This is a genomic window from Mesorhizobium sp. M5C.F.Cr.IN.023.01.1.1, assembly GCF_003997585.1.
Classification (GTDB): Bacteria; Pseudomonadota; Alphaproteobacteria; order Rhizobiales; family Rhizobiaceae; genus Mesorhizobium; species Mesorhizobium wenxiniae.
This window is the reverse complement of sequence record NZ_RZSU01000035.1, coordinates 1-19,332: the sequence shown is the minus strand read 5'-3', so window position 1 is coordinate 19,332 and position 19,332 is coordinate 1. Positions and strand designations below refer to the sequence as shown.

The window sequence follows — 19,332 nt, the reverse complement described above, 5'->3', positions numbered from 1 at the left end:
GGTAAGGATGCGTGTTTCAAATGTGGATACTGTCCAACGAGACGCCATTTGCCGCTCAGGAAAGCTGGACGCGTGATGAGCGCGGCCATGAGATCTGGCTGGTAGCGATCAAGGCGTCCTTCGAGATCGATCCCGACGGCAAGCAGCGGCTCTTGAAGGACCAGACGCCGGTGAACCTGGCGCCCGTATACGGATCGGACCCGAATGAGCTTCTCGACGAGACGGATCTCAATCTGGAGAAAAAGCACACCGACATTCTGGTCGACGGACATGTCTATGCGCCCGGCGGACGTCCAGGCATCGAGAGCGCAGCGCGCATAAAAGTCGGCGACGTCGACAAGACCATCAAGGTAATGGGCGACCGCGTGTTCATGCCCGGCACGGTGTCGGTGCGAATGAGCCGGCCGGAACCATTCACGAAAATGCCAATCAGCTGGCGCCGGACCTACGGCGGCACGGATCTGGAGGCATCGAAGCCTAACTGGGACCAGCGCAATCCGGTCGGTACAGGATTTGCTGTCGATCCACAGCGGCTGGTCAGCAAAACCGGGCCCAACTTTGAGTATCCCGACGCGCCCTATCGCGACCACCGAAGCGGCAAGCCGGCCGGCTTCGGTCCGGTAGCGCGGCACTGGCAGCCGCGCATCAAATATGCCGGCACCTATGGCGGGGAATGGGAGCAGACACGAGACCCGCTTCTGCCGCGTGACTTCAGCCGGACATTTTTTCAATGTGCGCCGGAGGATCAACAAACCAAGGAGCCGCTCGTCGGATACGAGTTGGTTCAGCTCGGCAATTTCAGCGCAGATGGATTTCTCCAATTTCTCCTGCCGCGCATCACGTTCAACATAACCACGCAATTCTATGGACTCCCCGACCAAACGCATGGCGAGGCGCCGATACACACGCTGCGTTTGAAGCCCGATCAAAGGCAGTTCTCGATTGCATGGATGTCCGCTCTTCCGGTTCCTTATGATGAAGAGCGATTGAAGCAGACTCGGGTGCGAATACGCCCACGCAGCGGCATCTCGCCCACGGTTGCCGCAACCGGTGTCTGGCTTGGGGAGGACGACAGCTGATCGCCAACAGCGAAACCATTGTCGTCGTGGGGGTCGGTGCGCGCACGCCGCTGGGGTTCGACGCTGCAGCCAGCGCCGCGGCGGTTCGTGCCGGCATATCGGGCATCCAGGAACATCCATTCATGATTGACCGGTTCGGCGAACTAATGAAGGTCACGCGGGACACCGGTATCGAGGTCACGCTCGGTGGCCCCGCTCGCGCTGTCGAGATCGCCATGTCACCGGCACTCGACGCCCTCAAGCCACTCCTGACATCGGGAAATGTGGCGGAGGTCTCGCTCTTGCTAGCCACCGGCGAAGCGCGTCCCGGGCAGCGGGACGGCTTTGCTGCTCAAGTGCATGCCGGTCTGCGCAGAAAACTTTCCGATCAGGTTTCGTTCATGGGAGGGGGCTCCACCGCTGGCGGCCACGCTGGCGGTCTAGTGGCAATCCATCACGCCTGCAAATCCCTGCGCGAAGGCAGGACGAGGCTCTGTCTTGCCGGCGGAGTCGATACCTATATGGAACCGGAGACGCTCGAATGGCTGGATGAAAATGAACAGCTCCATTCGGAGAGCAATATCTATGGCTTTTGTCCCGGGGAGGCAGCCGGGTTCTGCCTGTTGGCGACGTTCGGCACCGCCCGCGCCTACGGCCTGACGCCGCTCGCCCAGGTCGTCGGCACGGCGGTGGCCAGCGAGGAGAACAGGATCAAGACACAATCGGTCGTATTGGGTGAGGGTCTCGGGACGGCTTTCCGGTCTTTGTTCGCCCTCGCGCCCAAGGATCCCGTGGACCGCATCATCTGCGACATGAACGGCGAACGCTACCGAGGCACCGAATACGGGTTTGCAGCAATTCGCAATCCCGGCAGATTCCGCGATGCCGCCGATTTCGAGACGCCCGCAGACTGCTGGGGCGATGTCGGCGCGGCGTCCGGTCCGCTTTATGTGAGCCTTGTGATCGAGGCCCAGGCTCGAAACTACCAGAAGGGGCCGCTGTCCTTGATATGGGCCAGTTCCGAGAACGGGGCACGCGCGGCGGTGTTGCTCGGCTCGCGCCGGATGGATGTCTGAGCATCGTGGGGAATCCCGGCTATTGCAGATTGCGCAGCACCGGCCAATCGGAGCCGGGAGAGAAACGGTGTAGCCAATCATCGGTGGCGTCCGCGTTGGCCAGGAATCCGTCACCGGGCAAGGGATCGACCCCCTCGAGGATATGACCATCCATGACCTTCGCCATCGCCTGGTAGAGGCGGACGTCTTTCGCGAGCCGGTTGCGATCGAGGCCGGATGGTTCCTTTCCCAGCACGAATACCGTGCCGAAAACCTGGTCGTATATGGAGATGTCGTGTTCGGCGCGAAGCGCATGCATGCGCCCGAGAAGGTCCGCATCGGTCCTGAAGGGCGAGCCCAACAGGTTCAGCCAGCAAGGCGATTTCAGTTCGCGTCGCATCCGTTGCGCAACAAAGTCGAGCATGTCGATGTCGACGCCCCAGAAGCGCCGCGCCTTGGCATAGATCTCGGTGAATGCCTGGCGCCTGCTATCCGGAAAATAGGCAAAGACGGGACCGCCATGGCCTGAATAGAGATCGATACGATCGGCGACGGTGCGCGCTAGGCTTGTCAGCTGGTCGGGCGGAAAACTCAGCGGGAAGAGAAAGCGGATGTACCAACACGTTTCCCGCGACTTGTATTTCAGCCCCTGGATGTTGAGGGCAAAGCTGCCGCCCTCGTCTTCGATCTCGCAACCATCCCAAAGTCTGGCCTCCACGGCACGATGCTCCTGGATTCTCCTTCTGGCTGCCTCGAAATAGGCATACCGACGACCATCGGCCTGGGCCGATCTCGCAGATTGCGTGAGATACGGCGTCGCCACCTCCGACCAGACCTGCAACTCCGGGATCTGGAAAAGTTTTATGCGGTCACGCGGGCAAACAGCGGAATAGAGATCCAGCACCCAGTCGAACTGCGCGACGGTCAGATCCTTTGGATAGACCACCAGTTCCAACAATATCTTATTCAGCGGCCGCCCATTGATGACGTCCGATTTCAACAACGCGGGGGGGAATTCGGCCGCGCTATTCATCGTCCTCGCCGCTGTCGGGAGCCTCCTCTCCATTGCGTTCGAGATCGATCGCCCCACGCAAGGATTTCAGGAAGTGAACGAGATACTCATCGAAATCGGCGTATGAATGCGTCAGTTCCGCCAGCCTGTACTCCCGAAAAGTCGCTTCGCCGCCCTTCTCCTTGTCAGGCGGCCACATGAACAGGGACGTGTTGGCGTCCTCGCCCAGAACAATGGGAATAGCTCCCTCCTCGATGGGGTTCTCCTTCCCGAAGTCTTCAAAATTCTCCCACAGGTCGTCGAGCGTCTCTTCGATCCATTCCTGGTTCCTGCCGCCCGTCCCAAAGATCGCGGCATCGCCATCGAAATCCGGCCACCCGTCATGCAGCAGCAGGAAGGCGCGAAACGCCGCCGGGAGTGGGAAGCCGCATTTCTTCTCGAAGATCTCGATCTTCCTTTCGGTGGCAGGTCGCGCTGGCGGGGGAACCGACTCCTCGTCGAACATGAGCCGTTCCAATTCCGCCTTTGCCGACGCAATCTCCGACACAAGCTTTTCGCGATCGTTGTTGTTCATCATTAGCAGTTGCTCGGTGGACAGCAGTCGCCGCTTATGCTTTCGTGCTTGCCGGGGCCGCTTGTTTCGAGATCATTCATCGCTCCGCCGATCCACTTGTTCGGCTTACTCGACATCCAGCGCAAGTTTTCCAGGCGCGTCGGGTGGCCGTTGTGCTGTATTTCTTGTACATGATCGGGACTAAAACCGCTGTATTTAGGGTCCGCTCTTTTTGCCTTAGCTTCCAGTTTTTTCTTGCAATCGTCCGAAACATCATGGAAACCCATCTCGTGCGGTTTCGTTCCGTCCTCCGGACCTTCGCCCGCTCTCGCCCTCCGCTTGATCCTCCTGCATTCATTGTTGCGCCGACGATCGTTGTCCTCGCGCCTGGCGCCGACCTGCTTGATTTCGGTAAATTCTGACGGCTGGCCAGTCAGCTTGTCATTGTACTGTTTAATTTTGGCGCATATTTCTTCCAGCTCGCAGTCGGAGTATTTTTTTCTCTTCCTCTTGGTCTTTTTGGATTTCCCTTTGGGCGCGCCGCAACATAAAATAACGAGCTCCGTGCCGACGGTCCTGGTTCGGGGGTCCTGATTGCCGCCGAGATCGACGGTGTTCTTGTCGTTATGGAACTTCTTGTCGGTGTGACGGCAGGCGTTCTTGCCATCCACCTTCACGTCGAAGGAATAGGTGATCCAGTCGGTCGCCTTCATATTGACGTTGGATTTGACCCCGCCGACGGTGCCGGCTTCATCGCCATTGCTTCTGCTGTAATGCGAACCTTTGTTAGCGATCATCTTGCCCTTGGCAAAGACCGTGGTCGTGCCGTCAGAAAGAGAGGACTGCTGCGCGATGTTCGGGTAGGGAATCGGGATCGGGCCGCCCGGACTGGGCGTTTTGCAGACATCGGGGATGGTCGCCATCGAAATGCCGATCGTTCCTTTGTAGGTCAGCCCAAGGTTGTTGACCGAGATATGCGATGTCATTGTCCAAAACCTTTCGCCCAGTCCTTGACCCGGTTCGCGACCGGAAGGCTCGGCGGCATATCCTCGAAGTGCACGCCGAAGGCATCGCCCAGAACCTCCGTCTCGACGGAGAAAAGCGTGTCATCCTTTCGAGCTTCCGGAAAGAGTTCCCGAAACGCAGCGCCTGCCGCGGCCGCAAGCGCGGGTTGACGCATCTGATGGACAAGCCAATGCAGGATGGTCCGGTCGCCCAGCATGCCGGCGCCACGTACGGCCAGCGGCGCCGTTTCTGGAGACTTGAGAAGTCCGCCCATCCAGACGCGCACGTCCTTATCAGGCGCCGCCTTGACTGCGGCACGCAACGCCGTCAGTGCGTCAGGCCCGCCGCCGACCGCCATCTTCCGTAATTCGTCACTGGCCAGATCGCCGAAACCAAGTTCCGTCAGCGCCCAGGCCGACCAGAACCGTACGCCGCCATCCGGTGCATCGAGGGCCGCGGTCATTTCCTCGACAAGGTCCGTGCGTTTGAGCCTGCCGGCAAGCCGCAGGCTGGCAACACGTACGCTTGCATCGGGATCGCGAACTAGCCGCCCCAACATCTGTTTGGGATCGACCAGATGCTCGATACAGGCTGAGACGCCGAGAAAGCGCTTGAAAGGTTCATGCGCGCCGATCCAGTCGCGCACCAGAGGTGCGATGACGTCCGGCCTGTGCCATGCCAGAGCCCCAACCAGGCCGCGTGCATCGTGCTCGAACGATTGGCCGAACTCGATGGCTTCAGCGACACGGTGCGGATCCCTTTGCTCGATGGCCATCCAGCCGAACAGGAAAAGCTCTCCTTTCTCATGAAAATCTTCGTAAGCCGCCACAATGAACGGCCAAGCCGACGGGCCTGCGATGCGCAAGCCGTCAAGGTTTGCCTCCAGCCGTTTGTCGACGCCGGCAACAACATCGAGGTCCGGCGGATCGGCTTCCATCAGAGTGTCGCGCTGCGCCCAGAAGAACGCAGCCTCCTCGGCATGCTGCCTGACGACATGCGACACGATCCGGTGTTGCAGCGACCTCATCCGCGACCCTTTCCGGGCTGGTCAGTTGAGGTCGATCGAGCCGCCGCGGATACGATTGGCCGCGCTGGCATGGCTGGTGACATAGGTGCCGCGAATAGTGATACGGCCGTCCTTCTCCATTAATATCGCGGCCTTGCCGCAACGCAGTTCAATACGTTCCTCGCCAGTGATGCGTACATTTTCGCCGTCGCGGACGACGAGCGGTGCATTCGTCTTTCTCACCGGATTGACAAGACGGCCGACGACAAGTGGCCTGCCTGGATCGCCGGCTTCGAAAAGCAGCGCGACTTCGTTTCCGACCATCGAGGAATCGAGTTCGGTCAGGCTGCGTGCCGGGACGGCCGTTTGTCTCGGGTTGCCCGGAAAGACCACCAGCGGCAAAGCCTCATCGCCGTACCCAAGAAATACGCCGATGACCACGCCCTCAATTCGCTCGTAAACCTCGTTCATCGCACCCTCAGTTCTCGCTGATCTTCGAGCCCTTCATCACGATGTCGCTCGAAGCTTTGATGGTTATCTTGCCTGTTGCCTTGACCGAAATGTCCTTGCCCTCGATGCCGATCGAGCCATCCTTCTTCATCATGATCTTTGCAGACCCCGTCTGGATGAGGATCTCCTCGCCGGCATCGATCACGAGTTTCTTGCCGACCTTGATCGTGCTGTTCTCGCCGATGTCGATCGAGCTGGCCTTGGCGACCTTCAGTGCGTGCGCGCCGCCGACATTGGTGGAATCGTCATCTCCAATTTTGGCGCTACGTGTGGAACCGATATTACTGCTCTGGTTCGCTCCAACCTTGACGCTCTGATCGGCTGCTATCTGCCAGCTGTCGCTTGCACCGATGTCATGGCTCTGCGCCGCGCCCACCGTCACCGAGCGCGTGGCGCCGATGGTGTTTGTCTGTGGCCCGCCGACGCTTCGTGTCTCGGAGGCTCCCACCGTATCGACGCGCGCGGCGCCGACCGTAATCGTCTGGACGATCGCCACCGTCTGCGTGTGATTGGCGCCGATCGTTTCCGTCGAGTTGGCCCCGATACCGATCGTCTCGTCGGCGCCCACCGTTAGCGAGCGGTTCACACCCACGGTCTCGGTATCGTTGTTGCCGATTTTCGTGGTCTGGTCGACGCCGACCCTGACCGTCTTGTTGTTGCCGACGTCCTCGTCGAGGTTGTGGCCGACGGAGTGTTTGGCGTCGTTGTCGATGCGGTCCGACTGGTCGTGCTGCACCAATTTGGTGCGGTCGTTCTTGATCAGAAGGTTGTGATCCTTCTGCGCCTGGAAATTGACCAGTTCGGAACCGGCCTTGTCCTCGAACATCAGCTCGTTGTAACCGCCGCCGCCTTTGGAGGAATCCGACTTCCAGCCGGATTGCGTGGCGCTGCCCGGCAGACCGTAGGGTGGCATCTGGGAGGCATTGTAGACCCTGCCGGTGATGATCGGCAGATCCGGGTCGCCTTCGATGAAGTCGACGATCACCTCCTGACCGATACGCGGTATCTGGATGAAACCCCAGCCGCTGCCGGCCCATGTTTGCGACACGCGCACGAAGCATGAGCTGTTCTGGTCCTTCTTGCCCAGACGATCCCAGTGGAACTGGACCTTCACCCGTGCATATTTGTCGGTGAATATTTCTTCGCCGGATGGGCCGACCACCGTCGCCGTCTGCGGACCGCGCATGATCGGCCGTGTCGTGACCCGCGGCGGGCGATAGGCCAAGGCGGTCGGCGCTACGCCGAGGATCACCTTGAAGTTCTCGCTTTCGACGTCGGCATGAGCTCTGTAACCCGGATCGAACAGCCTGTATTCGGCGCTGACCACCAGATACTCCTGGTTCTGGTCTTCGCGTGGAAAGCCGTCCAGCTTGAAGGTACAGCCCGAATAGAGGCCGCGCACGGTTCCGACCGCGGCGATGCGCTGGTGCACCGCCTGGATTTCCTCGCGCCGGATCGCAGCCAGGCTGTCGCCGCGACCGACTTCGAGGTGCGCGCCGGGCTGGCGGTAATTCTCGCCCGCGGCCAGCTTGTGACTGAACGGCTGGGCGGATTTGGCCATCAGGTCGGCGCCCGGCTTCTTGAAATCATAGTCGGTATGGACATAGGCACCCGGCCGCACCGAGCTGCCCGGAATCCATTCGGTTATGTATTCGACATCGCGCCGGGAGCCCTGCCCTTCAAAGTGATAAGGCACCTTCTCATAGCCCGGCGCCGGCTTCAGCTTGTTCATGGCATCGGCCAGCACAAGCGTGTGCTTGCCCTCGTCATGCTCGAAGAAATACAGGATGCCCTCGTGCTCGAGCAGCCGCTGCACGAAATCGAGATCGGTCTCGTCGTACTGGACGCAGTATTCACGCGGCGGATAAGACCCTTGCAGGCGTTTCTCGAATTTTGCTGTGCTGTATTTCGAGAAAATCTCCTCGACGATTTCGATGACGCTCATGTTCTGGAAAATGCGGCAGTCGGTCGTATTGCCGAGAAACCAGAGCCATGGCCTGATGACTGCTTCGTAGTAAGCCAGACGGTCTTCAATCCGGGTCAGCCGAAACTCGGATACAAGGCCGCTGAACCAGCGTTTCGGATCGGATTCACCTTCGACTGAAACGGCACCGCCCAGCATCTTCAGCGGATCGATCTCGGGGCTGCTGCTCACGAACCCAACCGTATAGGCCAAACAACGACTGATCTCATCGCGCCCGACAAGATGCGTGAAGGTCAACAGGTCAGCGCCAACCGGCGTCTGCACAACCGTGGCACGTTCGTTCGGCATGGGTCGCGCCCCCTCCCGCCGCTCGTTTCTGCTTAAGCCTAGCACATGTCTTCCATCGACCAAAGGGGACCGCCTAGTGACTGCAGCGTGGCGACCTTGGAATCATCGGCTTGATCGCTTCTGAGCCGCCGCGCTCGCAATTTTGCTGGTATAATGGCATGTCCTGCGTGAGTTCCCCGACAGGATCGACGGCGATTTTGAATGTTCATCAGGCTGCAGATCAACAATGTCGTCTCCCTGCCCGCCGGTATGTCGACCGGCTACTCCGCTCGTGATCGCAGCTTCGAAATCGGCCGAGAGGCCTGTGACTGGACCTTGCCCGATCCCGACAAGTTCATCTCCGCCCGACACTGCGAAGTTCGTTACGAGGCAGGCGCGTTCTGGCTGCACGACGTCTCGCGCAATGGGACCTTCATCAACGGATCGCCCCGTCGCATGGCCGGCCCGCATCGGCTTGACCATGGAGACCGGTTGCTGATCGGCCGCTACGTCATCTTGGTATCGATTGACGACGAGCGCGCCAGGGCGGGTCATCCCGAGAGCAGGCATGGTTCGACGCAGCGAGAAATGCCGGTCACGTCAGGTCGGCCGCTGAACTTCGGAGGCGAGCCTTTCTTCAATCCGGCAGAGCAACGGCCCGGACAGCGAACACCGGTGTCGACGTCTTCGCTGCCCGCGCCTCTCCCTTCGACGAAAGACGAGGTGCTGCGGGAAATCGCGATCGGAGCCGGGATCGCGCCGGACTTGCTTCAATCGCGTGATCCGCATGAAGTGGCTGCCGAAATCGGCGCGGTGCTGCGGATGGTGGTCGAGGAACTGGCCGTGCTGCTGAAGGCACGTGCGGCCGCGAAAATACTGGCCAAGAGCACACATCGGACGATGATCAGCGCTGCGGATAACAATCCCTTGAAGTTCGTTCCGGGAATCGACGACATCCTCGAAATCATGTTTGCACGGCGCAGAGCCGGCTATCTCGATGCCAGGCACAGTATCGAAGACGCATTCCGCGACCTCAAGACGCACGAATTTGCCACCTATGCAGCCATGCAAGCTGCCCTCTCCCGGTTGCTTGACGACCTGTCGCCTGAGGCGATCAGCAAAAAACTTCCACCCACGTCATTCACATCGAAGAAGAGCCTGGCTTGGGACGCCTTTGTCGCCAAATGGCGGACCATGGAGGAAGCACACGAAAACGGAATGCTGGACATATTCCTGGCCTATTTCAGCGAAGCCTATGCCAAAGCCGACAAGCAAAAATAGGCCGGAAAGACTGAACCTCGCCCAGTCCCCGGAAATCGGATCGGTTTGAATGCGCTGACCTTCGGCTGCGGAACGGATCACGCACCAGGTGGAAAGTATTAGAGCGTCCTTTGCGGACCCAAAGGACGCGGCGCTGTAGTTGGCGAAGAAAAATCCTTTCGCCGCGCTGCATCTGGTTCCAATCGACCGTTTCTAAGCTTACGATCACTTACGACAGTTCGCCAGCGGGGTAAGGCTGATTGACCTGGGGGTCTGCGGCACATGTCATGTTACGGCGGGATAGAATTTTATAGCCGACCTTTCTCCAGACACTGCCCTCGCCAGCAGCGCCTGCATTTCCTGCGCCTGGCCAGGGATCGTTTTGCCCCCCAGTGGCGCACACGCAGCAATCACGCGTGGACGGACGTTTGGCTATGAGCTCGAAGGACGATCGTTTCGGCCCAGCGGACAAGACCGTCATTCGCGCACCGCGCCGCGCTGAAAAATCAGCGCCGGCTCCTCACGGACCTGTTCCCGACAGCGGGCAGCCCGGTCCCTCGCGGGTTAAGGATTCGACGATTTTCGATCCGGGTGTCGCTCGGCATGCACCGCCGGGCTGGACATCCGGAACCGTGATTTATCAAGGTGCAGATCCTACCGCAGCGGCGGGAACCGGCCCCATTGCGGCAACGCCGAGCCCAGCCATTCAGCAGGAGATTCTGCTGAATGCCACGGACAGCGTGAAATATTCAGCAGACAACCCGATCCTCGCTGCGGCCGCTCCTTTGCTGCTGCTGTTTAGCCAGCTCAGGCTTATGCCTGTCGAAAGACAGGCGGAACAACTGGCGGAACATGTTGCCGAGGCGATCGAAAAATTCGACCGGACGATGCAGAAAGCCGGTGTTCCCGAACAGGATGCGCGGATCGCAAAATTTGCCCTCTGCGAAACCGCAGACGACCTCATCGGCAACCTGCCCTGGCCCAAGAGAGACACCTGGGCGCAGCACAGCATGGTCTCGCAGTTCTTTCACGCTGTGCCCACCAGCTCGGGCTTTTACGAAGCGCTGAACAAGATACTGGCCGCGCCGGAGGCGCACTATGACTTGCTTGAATTGATGCATGCCTGCCTGTCGCTGGGGTTCGAAGGCCAGTATCGAGGCCTTGCGCGCGAGGACAACAATCTCGAACGCGTTCGACGCGACGTCTACGAGACGCTTCGCTACTTCAGGGCGCGCGCCGACGAAGACATCTCGCCCCACTGGGAAAGCCTGGCGGTGTCAAGCGCACAGTCGTCGGCCCGGTTGCCGCTCTGGGTGATTGCGGCCGCAGCGTCGGCGCTACTGACGGCGGCATTCTTCGCTTTGCGGGTCTTCATCACCAACGAGGCCGATGCCCTTGCCGGCAGGTTGCTGGCGCTCAATCCATCGACGCCGATCGCCGTCGAACGCGCCAGTGTGGTGCCGTCGGCTGCGCCGGTGAAAGTCGCTCCGCCTGTCGCCGCGACCCCCTCTCAGATCGATCGCATCCATGCCGCACTGGCCAAGAATATCGCGCGCGGCGGGCTGACCGTCGGCACGCAGGGCAGGTTCATCGTCGTGGAGATCAACAATGTCCTGTTGTTCCAGTCCGGCCGGGCCGAGATAAAGCCGGAGTTTGGACCGATCGCCGCAGACATCGCCGCGGCGCTGGAACAGGAGCCAGGACCGATCACGATCGTCGGCCATACGGACAATGTGAAGCCGCGAAAATCGAGCCCGTTCAAATCCAACTTCGACCTTTCAGTCGCCCGGGCGCAGGCTGTCGAAGCGATGATGGCACCGCGATTCAGCGATCCCTCGCGAATAACGGTCGATGGCAAGGGCGAAGACGAACCGATCGCCGACAATGCGACGCCGGAAGGCCGCGCCCAGAATCGCCGGGTCGACGTGATGATCCCCAAGGAGGAAACACTGTGAGCACGACCATTTGGAAGCGCCTATGACGCGTTGGCTGCTGCGGATATTCAGCGTGATCGCGTTGGCCGGTTTCGCGGCAGCCGTCTGGATTGCCGGACCATTGATCCGCTTTGCCGACACGCGCCCGCTGGCACCCGTCTGGCTGCGCGTGACGATCATCGGCATGATCGTTGCGATCGTGACGCTCTTCTATGGACTCCGTTTCTGGCAAAAGCGAAAGGCGCAAAAAGCGCTCGAGACGATAGTCGCCCGCAACAACGACAGGGATGACGACTCGCAGGTACTCGAGGCTCGTATGAGTGAAGCCATCGCTGCGCTCAAGCGGTCGAGCGGCAAGCGCAATTTCCTCTACGAGGTTCCCTGGTACGTCGTCATCGGCCCGCCTGGTGCTGGCAAAACAACGGCGTTGGTCAATTCGGGCCTGAATTTTCCGCTTGCCGGTTCGGGGGACGCCCAGCCGGTGGCCGGCGTTGGCGGCACGCGGTCCTGCGACTGGTGGTTCACCGATCAGGCGGTGCTGATCGACACCGCCGGACGCTACACGACGCAGGATTCCAATGCGCAGAGCGACAAGAAGAGCTGGCTCGCCTTCTTGTCGCTGCTTAAGAGATACCGCGCCAGGCAACCGATCAACGGCGTTATTCTGGCCATCAGCCTTGCCGATCTCATGAGCCTCGATGATGGGCAACTTGACCTCCATGTCGTCGAAATACGCAGCCGTCTGCGCGAAATTCACGAAACACTGAAAATCCAGTTCCCGGTGTACCTGCTCTTCACCAAGGCCGACCTTGTCGCCGGTTTCATGGATTATTTTGGCGGTTTCGACGAGCAGCGCCGCCGCAAAGTATGGGGCGCGACATTCCAGACCGCCGATCGCAGCAAGAACATGGTCGGTGAGGCACCGGCCGAATTCGACGCATTGGCAAAACGCCTGGCGGAGGAAATCGCCGACCGCCTGCAGGAAGAGGCCGATCCGGTCGCACGCATAGCCATCTTTGGCTTTCCAGCCCAGTTTGGCGCGCTGAAGGGCCGTATTGCCAGTTTCATCGCTAGCATATTCGATCCGGCCCGCAGCCAGGTGAACGTCAGCCTGCGTGGACTCTATTTTTCGTCAGGCACGCAGGAGGGTACGCCGATCGACCAGGTGCTGGGCGCAATCGGTCGCAGTTTCGGCAGCGCTTCTCGCGCCCATCTTTCCGGCACTGGCAAAAGCTTCTTTTTGCATGATCTTCTGACCGACGTCATTTTCGCTGAATCCGGGTGGGTTTCGTACGACAAATCGGCTGAAAGGCGTGCAGCGATCGCCAGATATGGCAGCCTTGGCGCAATAGCATTGATCGCTGCGGCGGCTCTGGGCACCTTGGCCCTGAGCTTTACCGCCAACAGGTCGCTGATCGCCTCTACCACGCAAGCTGTAAGCCAGTATCGCGAGACGGCAGACCCGCTCCTCAAAAGCACAACGGTCGCCGATGTCGACCTCGAAAACGTCATTGGCCCGCTCGACCAGTTGCGCGAACTGCCGGCCGGGTTCGATACCAGTGACTTGCCGACACCGATCGAGGAGACGTTCGGCCTCAGTCAGCGGGAAAGACTTCTCTCGGCATCAAAAACAGCTTACCGGCAAGCGCTGGAGCGCATGTTCCGCTCGCGCCTTCTGCTTCAGGCCGAACGGACTATCCAGGCCAAGATGGCTGATCCTGCCGCGCTCTACGAACCGCTGAAGATCTACCTGATGCTTGGCGGCAAGGCGCCTAAGGTCGACGACGAGTTGATCGTGTCCTGGATGAGGCAGGACTGGGAGCAGAACCGATATCCGGGCGAAAACAACCGAGAGGGACGGGCGCAGCTCGAAAAGCATCTTCGGGCCATGCTTGCGTTGGACGACGCCTATGATCCAGTTTTTGAACTCAACCAGCCACTTGTCGAAGCCGCTCAACGCTCGCTCGGGCGGATGAGCCTTGCCGATCGTGCCTCCGCGTTGGTCAAGTCGGCGGTATACGCGGCAGCGCTGGATGATTTTTCCGTCACCGTGAAAGGCGGCCCGGAAGCGCAGCTGTTGTTCGAGCGTGTCGACGGTGGCGACCTGTCAGGCCTTCGCGTTCCTGGTATCTACACCTATAGCGGCTTCAACAGCTTCTATCTCGGACAACTCTCGCGCATTGCGCAGATGCTTGTCGATGACCAGTGGCTTCTCGGCGGCGGCGGCGAGCAAGGTGGTATCGACCAGGAGTTGCTTAAGCTCGGTCCCGAACTTGTCGAGCGCTATGGGAGGGAGTTTGCCGCGGCGTGGAACGGCGTTCTCGACAAGTTGAAGTTCAAGGCGATGTTGAAGGACAAGCCGCACTATATCGCGCTGTCCGCTGCCGCGTCACCAACCTCGCCAATCGACCAGCTTTTTACGGCGATCGCCGACGAAACAGCTCTGACGCGAGAAGCTGGTTCCGGCAAAGACTTCGGCTCCGAGGCCGAAGCCGACATGCTTCAAAACCAGCCGCAGAACACTCCAGATGTCGCCAGGGGGTTGGCCCGTATCGGCATTCAAATCGCCAGCGGCAAATCGCAAAGCCGGGCCGGTGCAGGGTCCGCTAGCGCGCAAAACCAGGATCCCGGGGCGAACATCGAAGCGCAATTCAGATCATTCCAGGCTTTGGTGAACGGTCCCGCTGGACGCCGCCCAATCGATGCATTGACGCAGAATTTCCGCGACATCCACCAAAGCCTGCAACTGGCGGCCGACGTCCCTTCGCAAGTGGAACGCGTCAACATGAATCTGCAGCTGCAGATATCCACCCTTCGCGCCAATGTCTCGCGGCTGCCCAAGCAACTGGCCCGAATGGTTACTGCGACCGCCGACGAGCTTGACGGCAACGTCGCGGAAACCTCGCTAGCGAATTTGAACCAGATGCTCGACCAGACGGTCACGCGCGCCTGCGAGGAGGTGGTCGAGGGCCGTTATCCTTTCGCCAGTGATAGCACGGAGGATATTGCGATGGCGGATTTCGCGAAACTGTTCGCTCCAGGTGGACTGATGGACCGGTTCTTCGCACAGAATCTGGCATCGCTAATCGACATGACCGGCCAGGACTGGAGCTGGAAACAGGATGCGCGTTTCGGACGCGACCTGTCGAAGTCGACCTTGAAAAACTTCCAGCTGGCCGCGGAAATCCGCAACGCATTCTTTCCTTCAGGTGGTTCGGTGCCGTCAGTCAGTGTCACCTTTACGCCGTTTTCACTGCATGGCGATGCCGATACGGCGCTACTCGATATCGATGGCCAGATTGTTCAAAGCAACCAGGCGGGCAACGCGCCAAGCACGGTGAGCTGGCCGAGCGGCATGACTTCCGCGTCCGCGAGCCTGAGCCTCATTCCGGAGTTGCCGGGCCGGGAGTCCGCGATCAAGTTCGAAGGTCCGTGGGCACTGAAGCGCCTGCTGGACAAGGCTGATATCACCAGCACCGGCGGCAACACGGAAGCCCGTTTCGTGATCGGCGGACGCGATGTCGCCTATACGGTCCAAGCCAGTTCGGACCCCAACCCTCTCTTCCTTTCTGCGTTTTCTGGGTTCAGCTGTCCAAAGGCGTTTTGAGATGACCTTTGAATTTTCCAATATGGTCATGCGGTCCATCGGCAACAGACGCGCGGACGTTGATTTCGATACTTTAATATTCGAGCCTGTGGCAAACTGGCGCGAGCGAGCGCCTGACAGTGCGGCGCAGAGGACGCTTGAGAAGCGCTTGGTGGCAAAGTGAACAATGTCGCCCTTCCCTTTGAAAGCTTCGGCGTTAGCCATAGAGGCTGTGTCCGCGAGCTCAATGAAGACAGCTATCTGGTCGAGCCGGAAACTGGCCTGTGGGTGGTGGCCGATGGAATGGGTGGACATGATGCCGGGGAAGTCGCTTCGGCCAGCATCGTCGATCACTTGGCAACGATCGGCATTGCAAGCTCTGCACCGGATCTTCGCGCCCGCTTCGAGGACCGGCTGAGCCGGGCCAACGCCGAAATCCGCAGGATATCGGAATCCCGCGGAGTCACCATTGGCTCCACTGTCGCCGCCCTGCTGGCGATGGATGGGCGGTTTGCCTGCCTGTGGGCGGGCGACAGTCGCGTCTATCTGATCCGCAACGCCTCGATCTCCCAGATTTCGAAGGACCATACCGAAGTTCAGGAACTTCTCGACAAGGGCATGATCAGCGCAGCCGAAGCGCTCACCTGGCCGCGCCGCAACGTTATCACGCATGCGGTCGGCGTCAGCGACGAGATCGTCATTGATTTCCAGCAAGGCGAAATCATGCCGGGCGACATATTTGTGTTGAGCACCGACGGGCTGACAGCGCATGTCACAGACGCCGAGATCGAGGCGGCGGCGGTGTCGGCGACACCTCAGGCGGCATGCGAAAACCTGCTACAAACGGTGCTGGCGCGCGGGGGAACAGACAATGTCACGATCGTGCTCGTGAAGATCGGTAACGGGCGCAATGAGCCCTATCCCGACCCTCCCAGAGCGGAAGGTTGAGGCTGATGAGCGCCGACGACAAGACGCGGATATCGCCTAACGTGGCCAATACAGCCGTAGGCACGCAACTCAGCGGCATCTATGAACTGGACGAGCGGATCGCATTCGGTGGCATGGGCGAAGTCTACCGTGGCCACAATATCCAAACCGGCGACCACGTCGCGATCAAGATCGTCTTGCCCGAGTTCGCCCGGGATCAGACGATCCTGTCGCTGTTTCGCAAGGAAGCGTCGATCCTCAATCACCTGTCGCACGACGCGGTCGTGCGATATCACGTCTTCACGATCGACCCCGGTATCGGTCGCCCCTACCTTGCCATGGAATTCGTCGACGGCCAGTCGCTGTTCGATATCATGCGACGTGGCCCGATGCCGAAGGAAGACGTGCGCAAGCTCTGCCACCGCTTGGCTTCCGGCCTGAGCGCCGTGCACCAGGCGGGAGCAATACACCGCGACCTCTCCCCGGATAACATCATCCTGCCAGGAGGCCGGGTCGAGCGCGCAAAGATCATCGATTTTGGCATCGCGCGGTCGGCGACCGTCGGCGGAGAGACCCTGATCGGCGGAAAGTTCGCTGGAAAGTACAACTACGTTTCTCCCGAACAACTCGGCCTATACGGCGGCGATGTCAGCGAGCAATCCGACATCTACAGCCTGGGCTTGGTTCTGGCTGCTGCTCTGCGCGGGAAACCGATCGACATGGGCGGCTCCCAGTTCGAGATCGTGGAAAAACGCCGAACCGTTCCCGACTTATCCGACATCGATGCCGATTTTCGTGGAATTCTTGAAGCCATGCTGCAGCCGGATCCACAAGACCGGCCGATCAGCATGGCGGATATCGCCAGGGCGACACGTGACGACACGGATGACGAGGGGACAGCGCCGCCAACGTCGATCACGCCGCGCGACCGGACGGGTTTGCCGCGAACCGGGGGAACCCTCGCGCCCGGCCCCAAGCTTCCAAGTCAGGCTCCGGCGGCTCCCGGTGAACAGCGCTTCGTTCCGCATGTCCGGCCGGCGGTTCTGTCCGAACCAAGGTCTTCGCCAGTTGCCGGTCCTCGGGCGGTTTTGCCAAAGGTCCCTGCAAAGTCCGCCAAGACCCGATCGATTGCGATCGCTGCCTTGGCGTCATTAGCTGTCGCGTCCGGTGCAGGCATCTATCTGAGCGGCTTGATGACGCCTTCCACGCCGACCGCCGGCGATACATCGTTTTTGTCTCCAAAAGCATCAAAACCGGCGCCGACGGACAGTGCTGCAAATTCGCCGGGCGATGAGCCGGCAAAGGCAGTTCCACCTGAGCAGTCACAAACAGAATCCGCTGCGTCGCCAGCTGAGCGTCAGGAAGGTGCCGCGGCGGATCAAAAGTTGGAGCCGACACGGCCCGCCGAAGTCCTCTCACCAACCGAGGAAACCCCGGCGCCGGCGCCATCCGAGGAGACCCCGGAGCCGGCGCCATCCGAGGAGACCCCGGAGCCGGCGCCAGCCGAGGCGCTGTCGCCAGCTGAAAATCAGGCAGGTGCCGCGGCGGATCAAAAGTTGGAGCCGGCACGGCCTGCAGAAGTCCTTTCGCCAACCGAGGAAACCCCGGGGCCGTCGGCATCCGAGGATACCCCGGAGCCGTCGATAGCCGAGGCGCTGTCGCCAGCTGAAAATCGGGCAGATGCCGCGGCGGATCAAAGGTTGGAGCCGATGCAGCCCGCCGAAGTCCTCTTGCCGACCGAGGAAACCCCGGAGCCGGTTCCGCCGCGCGTCCAGGTCGCGCCAATGCCGCCGGCCGACAAGGCCCCGCCGCCCCCGGCGGTCCAGCCCGACGTGATGGAGAGCCGGAAGCCCGATCAGCCGGCCAGCCAGCAGGCCGCGCGAGTGCCCGACCCCGCTGCAGGCCAGACGGATGATATGAACGCAAAGGGGCAGCAGGACGAGCCGGCGGCAGGCAAACAGCCTGGCGAAGCCGCCGTTGCCTTGAACGTGCCGAAACCGGAACTAGAACTACCGCCGAAAAATGCCCTCGACTACCCTGCTCAACGGGCCTCTTGGGTGCGCGACTTCAACGGCGGCGACTGTTTCTATGCGACGTTGACGTCGGCAACCGAGACCGCTGTCGAAATCGAAGGATTGGGCACAGAGGTCCAGCCATTCGAACGAATGCTGTCCGATTTCCAGGCAAGATTCCATCTCGAACCGGACATCAGCGTCCGCCTCATTGAGCCGGCTCAATGCGAAGTTACCGACTTTCTGCGCTTTCTGGACCAGATGCCGGCTGACAAGCCGCAGCTTGCTCTCGATCGAACGACGGTGCCGAGCGGCTCGCCGATCGGCGGCACGCTGGTGACGCGTGGCGGCCTCATTTCCAGCGTGCTGCTGATCGACCACAGGGGTATGGCATTCAACCTCGACGGTCGTATCTTGGCGCAAGCCGACAAGGCCACGTTCAACTTTCCGATCGATCTCGGCGCAGCCGACAAGGCGGCCGGCAAGGTCGTGCCGCAGATCATAATGGTCATCACGGGTCCACAGGATATTCAGGCTGCGGCGTTCTCCGCGCCGACACCAGCCGCGCTGCTGTTGCCCAGGATTCTCGAAGAGATCGACACCAACCGATCTGAGTTCTCCGCCACGGCAAAGTACTTCCGGCTCGGCGGGTAGCATGAACGCCGATGGACCTCCGCCGCTCGCGTTTTTCCTTCCCGACCGCTGTTCCGCCCAAAAATCAGCGTGATTGGCTTCGCGGCCTGCTTGCTTTGAGAGGCCGTATCAAACTTGTGGTCATGTCGGGCGCGATGTTGCTGGCTCTCCTGTCGTCCCACGAAGCGCGCGCCGAATTCACCGTCTGCAATCAGACGCTCGACGTCGTCAATCTCGCTGTCGGCCAAAAGGTCGACAATACGGACCAGACCGATGGCTGGTGGACCATCGGCGCAAATCAGTGCGTGAACGTCATCCGCGAGGAACTCACGAACCGCTACATTTACATCTATGCGACGGATGTCTTTGGCCACGCAACCCTGACCGGGTCGACCGAAATGTGCATCGACCGGCGGCGTTTTTCGATACGCGGCATCGATGAATGCTGGCAGCGCGGCCATATCGCCGCACGATTTCTCGAAGTCGATACGCTTGAACAGGTGCGGTGGCCCTTTTTTCTGACCGGAAGC

Annotated in this window: 14 protein-coding genes; 8 read left to right on the top strand and 6 right to left on the bottom strand. The window is 60.4% G+C overall.

Features of this window, described 5'->3' with window-relative positions; genetic code table 11:
- The first annotated feature begins 20 nt into the window (after positions 1-20).
- Together EOA78_RS16105 and EOA78_RS16100 are read left to right on the top strand one after the other, a co-directional pair.
- Entirely contained in the window at positions 21-1,079 is a 1,059-nt protein-coding gene (locus EOA78_RS16105; protein ID WP_127315972.1) for a DUF2169 domain-containing protein, read from the top strand.
- Positions 1,080-1,201: 122 nt separating this feature from the next.
- A complete protein-coding gene (locus tag EOA78_RS16100; protein ID WP_245477524.1) occupies positions 1,202-2,134 on the top strand; it encodes a beta-ketoacyl synthase N-terminal-like domain-containing protein in 933 nt (310 codons plus the stop codon).
- A gap of 19 nt (positions 2,135-2,153) precedes the next feature.
- Here EOA78_RS16100 and EOA78_RS16095 read toward each other — a convergent pair whose 3' ends face one another.
- From EOA78_RS16095 to tssI, 6 genes are read right to left on the bottom strand one after another with little or no spacing between them, the layout of a single operon-like run.
- Positions 2,154-3,146 (bottom strand): type VI immunity family protein, encoded by a 993-nt coding sequence (locus EOA78_RS16095; protein WP_164783784.1) that lies wholly within the window; start codon positions 3,144-3,146, stop codon positions 2,154-2,156.
- Positions 3,139-3,702 (bottom strand): SMI1/KNR4 family protein, encoded by a 564-nt coding sequence (locus EOA78_RS16090; RefSeq protein WP_127315969.1) that lies wholly within the window; start codon positions 3,700-3,702, stop codon positions 3,139-3,141. Before EOA78_RS16090 ends, EOA78_RS16095 begins: the two co-directional genes overlap by 8 nt.
- Positions 3,702-4,664, bottom strand: coding sequence for a DUF4150 domain-containing protein (locus EOA78_RS16085; protein WP_127315968.1), 963 nt, complete (start codon positions 4,662-4,664; stop codon positions 3,702-3,704). Before EOA78_RS16085 ends, EOA78_RS16090 begins: the two co-directional genes overlap by 1 nt.
- Positions 4,661-5,710, bottom strand: a complete 1,050-nt coding sequence (locus EOA78_RS16080) for a HEAT repeat domain-containing protein (RefSeq protein WP_127315967.1) — start codon at positions 5,708-5,710, stop codon at positions 4,661-4,663. Before EOA78_RS16080 ends, EOA78_RS16085 begins: the two co-directional genes overlap by 4 nt.
- A 21-nt stretch (positions 5,711-5,731) precedes the next feature.
- Positions 5,732-6,160, bottom strand: coding sequence for a DUF6484 domain-containing protein (locus tag EOA78_RS16075; protein WP_127315966.1), 429 nt, complete (start codon positions 6,158-6,160; stop codon positions 5,732-5,734).
- 7 nt (positions 6,161-6,167) lie between these two features.
- Complete coding sequence (gene tssI / locus EOA78_RS16070; protein ID WP_127315965.1) at positions 6,168-8,471, bottom strand: type VI secretion system tip protein TssI/VgrG; 2,304 nt, start codon at positions 8,469-8,471, stop codon at positions 6,168-6,170.
- Positions 8,472-8,672: 201 nt separating this feature from the next.
- Between tssI and tagH the strand changes: the two genes are divergently transcribed.
- The 6 genes from tagH to EOA78_RS16040 all read left to right on the top strand — a co-directional run.
- Positions 8,673-9,731 carry a type VI secretion system-associated FHA domain protein TagH gene (gene tagH, locus EOA78_RS16065; protein ID WP_127315964.1) on the top strand — a complete coding sequence of 353 codons (1,059 nt, stop codon included), beginning with the start codon at positions 8,673-8,675 and terminating at the stop codon, positions 9,729-9,731.
- Positions 9,732-10,450: 719 nt separating this feature from the next.
- Positions 10,451-11,665, top strand: coding sequence for a type VI secretion system protein TssL, long form (tssL, locus tag EOA78_RS16060; protein ID WP_245477523.1), 1,215 nt, complete (start codon positions 10,451-10,453; stop codon positions 11,663-11,665).
- Positions 11,666-11,687: 22 nt separating this feature from the next.
- Entirely contained in the window at positions 11,688-15,251 is a 3,564-nt protein-coding gene (tssM, locus tag EOA78_RS16055; protein ID WP_127315962.1) for a type VI secretion system membrane subunit TssM, read from the top strand.
- Between the two features lie 159 nt (positions 15,252-15,410).
- On the top strand, positions 15,411-16,178 hold the full coding sequence (locus EOA78_RS16050; RefSeq protein ID WP_127315961.1) for a protein phosphatase 2C domain-containing protein: 768 nt from the start codon (positions 15,411-15,413) through the stop codon (positions 16,176-16,178).
- Positions 16,179-16,183: 5 nt separating this feature from the next.
- Entirely contained in the window at positions 16,184-18,823 is a 2,640-nt protein-coding gene (locus EOA78_RS16045) for a serine/threonine-protein kinase (RefSeq protein ID WP_127315960.1), read from the top strand.
- A 122-nt stretch (positions 18,824-18,945) separates the two neighbouring features.
- Positions 18,946-19,332, top strand: a 387-nt coding sequence (locus tag EOA78_RS16040) for a DUF1036 domain-containing protein (RefSeq protein WP_127315959.1), incomplete at its 3' end; no start/stop codon positions are given.